The sequence below is a fragment of the Fundidesulfovibrio sp. genome, assembly GCF_058402725.1.
The window spans coordinates 1-4352 of sequence record NZ_JBZVFJ010000211.1 but is presented as its reverse complement, the minus strand read 5'-3'; the positions used below and the strand labels follow the sequence as shown (position 1 = coordinate 4352).

At 70.6% G+C, this 4352-nt stretch carries 2 protein-coding genes; both read right to left on the bottom strand.

Annotation, left to right across the window (positions count from 1 at the left end; genetic code table 11):
* Window positions 1-328 precede the first annotated feature (328 nt).
* Window positions 329-2011, bottom strand: a complete 1683-nt coding sequence (locus ACV4UX_RS17540) for a glycosyltransferase (RefSeq protein ID WP_491594570.1) — start codon at window positions 2009-2011, stop codon at window positions 329-331.
* 78 nt (window positions 2012-2089) lie between these two features.
* On the bottom strand, window positions 2090-4352 hold a 2263-nt coding region (locus ACV4UX_RS17535), incomplete at its 5' end, for an efflux RND transporter permease subunit (protein WP_491594569.1).

The window sequence follows — 4352 nt, the reverse complement described above, 5'->3', positions numbered from 1 at the left end:
GTGGACTCCACGCGCACCTTGCCCGGCGCGATCCAGGCCTTGCCCGAGAGGGTGGGCGCGCCGTTGGCGGTGTGCGCCACGTCGGCGGTGAAGCTGGCGGGCTGGGCCAGGGCGGCGACGGCGCACAACGACAGGGCCAGGGCCAGGAAGAGGGGGTATGCGGCGCGCATGGGGGCTCCTTGGGGGATGTTCTCTTGGGATTCGGGTTGTCCGGATTCCTGGCAGCCTGGAAAGCCGATTCTTGCGGCCAGCGAGGATTTCTCAGCAGACTGTTAGCTGCCCCGGACGGGGGCGTCAATGCTCGCGCCGGAGGGCGGCGGTTGGGCCGTCAGTCGGCCCGGGGCGCCTTGCGGACCAGCACGTAGGCCTGGGTCAGGAGGATGGGCCAGTTGATTCCCGTGGCCAGCACCTCGCCGTACCGTGAGGCGGAGCGGACCACCGGTTCGGGCGCGAGGGGCGTTTCGTCGTGGAAGCGCCACATCCCCAGAGCCTCCAGCACGCGGCGGCTGGCACGGTAGAGCCACGTGGGCGTGGGGAAGGCGAGGCAGACCAGTCCGCCGGGGCGGGTGCAGTCGAAGTGCGCCTTGACGGCGCGGTCCACGTCGTCGCCGGTGAAATGCTCGATGAGGCCCACGCTGAAGGTCAGGTCCGCCTGGATGCCCGGGGGCATGGCCAGGATGTCGGCCTCCACGGCCCTGGCGCGGGGGCCGGCGTTGACCGCGAAGAGGGAGAGTCCGTAGGCGTTGGTGTCCACCACGGTGTAGGCTGCCTGGGGATAGGCCCGTTGCAGGGCGGCGGAGAAGCAACTGTTGGCTCCGCCGGGCTCGCAGATGGCGCGCAGGTCCGCCGGGGCGTGCCTGCGCAGGAGCTTCAAAAGCAGCCGCTGGGAGATGGCGCGGGTGACGCGGGCCGAGAAGGGCACGTTCCGGTAGTAGGCGTTCCAGTCGGTGGCTTGGCCTTCCTCCGGGGCGGTCTCTTCGGGCGCGGAGAAGACGAAGATGTTCTGGATGGCGAAGCTCGCGAGGAACAGGGCCGTCTCCGCCACGATTTTGGAGAGGTAGACGTTCAGGCCCATGGAGACCAGCACGTTGGTGGCGCCGTAGGAGATGACCAGGAGGAAGGCCACCAGCAGCACGTAGCGCAGCGCCTCCAGGGAGGCCTTCCCGGGGGATTTGAAGACGAAGGTCTTGGCCAGGGAGAAGTTGAAGAGCCCCGCGACGATCCGCGCGGCCACAAGGCTCTCCAGGATGCCCCCCGAGAGGGCGTAGGCTGCGGAGAACACGGCGTAGTCCACAAGGAAGGTGGCCAGGGAGAGCCCGAAGAAGCGCAGGAAGACGAAGTAGATCTTCAGGGAGTCGACGAGCGGGTTGAAGTGCGAGGAGGCGTTCCCGTCGAGGTAGGTGGTGGCGATGGGGACACCCTCCACGCGCCAGCCCCGGCGGGCAGCCAGCACGAGCATCTCCAGCTCGAACTCGTAGCGCGTGGCCTGGATGCGCAGCATCTCGGGAAGGTACGACAAGGGGATGGCGCGCAGCCCGGTCTGGGTGTCGGAGATGTCCAGGCGCGTGAGCAACCGGAAGATCTTGCCGGTGAGCACGTTGCCGAAGCGGCTGCGCCAGGGCACGTCCCGGCCGAAGCTCCGCACGCCCAGGTAGAGTCGGTTCGGCGTTGCGGCCAGGGCACGGGCCACGGTCTCGATGTCCCGGGGGGCGTGCTGCCCGTCGGCGTCGGCGGTCACCACGCCCGGGCAGCCGGGGTGGGCCAGGAGCACATGGTTGAAGGCCGTCTTGAGGGCCTGGCCCTTGCCCAGGTTCACCGCGTGGCGCAGAAGAGTGACGCCGGGCAGGGCGGCGGTCTCCTCGAAAAGGGCGGCGTACTCCGGCCCGGAACCGTCGTCCACCACCACGGCGCGCATGCCGCCCGACACGGCCGACCGGACCAGCCCCGGCAGGGCGGGGGTCGGCTTGTAGGCGGGGATGATCAGTACGGGCGCGGCGTCCGGGGTGTTCATGGGGCGGGCACTCTCATGGGGCCACCCACCTAGCGCATGGGCCGTGGTTTTGACAAGCGCGCCGCTGCCCGGTCCTGCTCACCGGGTCCCGGCGCGGCGCTGGTCCAGATAGTACATCACGGGCACCACCATGCGCGAGAGAAAGGTGGCCGCAAGCTCCCCGGCCATGAGCGAGATGGCCAGGCCCTGGAAGATGGGGTCGAAGAGGATCACGAAGGCCCCGGCCACCACGGCCGCCGCCGTGAGGAGCATGGGCCGGAAGCGCGCGGCCCCGGCCTCCACCACGGCCTCTTCCAGGGACACGCCCTGGGCGCGGCGCATCTCGATGAAGTCCACCAGGATGATGGAGTTGCGCACCACGATGCCCGCGCCCGCGATGAAGCCGATCATGGACGTGGCCGTGAAGAAGGCTCCGGCCAGGGCGTGGGCCGGCAGGATGCCCACCAGCGAGAGCGGAATGGGCGACATGATGGCGATGGGCGTGGTGTACGAGCCGAACCACCCCACCACCAGGATGTAGATGAGCGCCATGACCACCGCGAAGGCGATGCCCATGTCCCGGAACACCTCCTGGGTGATGCGCCATTCGCCGTCCCAGACCATGCCGTACGCGCCGGGCGCGGGCGGGCGGTCCAGCCAGCGCGGGGTCAGGGAGGGCGTGCCCTGCGCCTGCCACGCGCCCTTGCCTCCGGCTTCCAGGGCGGCCAGGCGCTCCTCAACGGCCCCCATGGCGTACACGGGGCTCTCGGCGCTCCCGGCCACGTCGCCCGTGACGAACACCACGGGCCGCAGGTTCTTGCGGTAGAGGGCCGAGGGGGTCTCTTGGAGCGTCACGGAGGCGATCTGGTCCAGGGAGACCATGGTCCCGTCCTGGCCGCGCACGGACAGGGCCTGGATGTCGGGCAGGTGGGCGCGGTCCCGGAGTGGCAGGCGCACCACCACGGGGGCGTCCTCCCCGGCGGACTCGTCGTGCAGGAGCCCGGCCTTGCCGCCGCGCAGGCTCGCGGCCACCACCTCCAGGGCGCGGCGCGGGTCCACGCCTGCGGCCAGGGCCTTGTCGCGCTCGATGCGGATCACGGGTTCGGGGCGCGGGTCGTCCACCATCCAGTCCACGTCGGTCACGCCTGGGGAGTCCAGGAAGGCCTGGCGCACCTGCCGGGCCACGGCCAGCCTGCCCTCGGGGTCCGGACCGTAGACCTCGGCCACCAGGGTCTGGAGCACGGGGGGGCCGGGGGGCACCTCGGCCACCTTGAGGCGCGCGCCGTGGCGCTGGGCGATGGGTTCGAGGGTCAGTCGCACGGCCTTGGCGATGTCGTGGCTCTGGTCCGCGCGGGCGGACTTGGGGGCCAGGTTCACCGCCAGGTCGGCCTGGTTCTGCCCCTGGCGCAGGAAGTAGTGGCGCACGAGACCGTTGAAGGAGAAGGGGCCGGACGTCCCGGCGTAGAGCTGGACGCTCGCCACGTCGGGCCGCTCGAGAACGGCTCGCGCCATCTCGGCGGCAACGCGGGCGGTCTGTTCCAGGGGCGTGCCCAGGGGCATGTCCAGCACCACCTGGAACTCGCTCTTGTTGTCGAAGGGGAGCATCTTCACCAGCACGGCCCGGGCCGGAACCAGGGCGCAGGCCGCCAGGAGCAGCGCCGCCACCACGCCCAGGAAGGCCAGCCTGCGCTTCGGCTCGCGGATCAGCGACTCCATGGCCCGGCGGTAGAGCCGCGTGGCCCGGCCTTCGACGTGGGCGTGGGCTGCGGGTTCGGGCTTGAGGAGGTGCCTGGCCGTGTAGGGCGTCACGAAGAAGGCCACGCCCATGGAGAGGAGCATGGCCACCGAGGCCCCGATGGGCATGGGCCGCATGTAGGGGCCCATGAGGCCGCCCACGAAGGCCATGGGCATGATGGCCGCCACCACCGTGAAGGTGGCCAGCACCAGGGGCGCGCGCACCTCGCCCACGGCCTCCACGATCACCTGGGCCAGGGGCCTGCGGGCGTTGCCGGGCATCTCCAGGTGGCGCACGATGTTCTCCACGTCCACGATGGGGTCGTCCACCAGGATGCCGATGCAGAAGATGAGCGCGAAAAGCGTGACCCGGTTGAGCGTGTAGCCCATGAACCAGTAGGTGGCCAGGGTGAGCGCCAGGGTGACGGGCACGGCCACCATGACCACCAGGCTCGCCCGGCGTCCCAGAAAGAACCAGACGATGGCCCCCACCGACAGGGCCGCCAGGGCAAGGTGCTCCAGGAGCTCGTGCACCTTGGCCCGGGCCGTGTCGCCGTAGTCGCGGGTGATGTCGGCGGCCACGCCCTGGGGGATCACATAGCCGCGCAGCTGCTGTACGGTGCGGGCC

Excerpts from the sequence above, each read along its gene's own strand:
- ACV4UX_RS17540 (WP_491594570.1), bottom strand. The coding sequence starts at position 2,011 with ATGAACACCCCGGACGCCGCGCCCGTACTGATCATCCCCGCCTACAAG.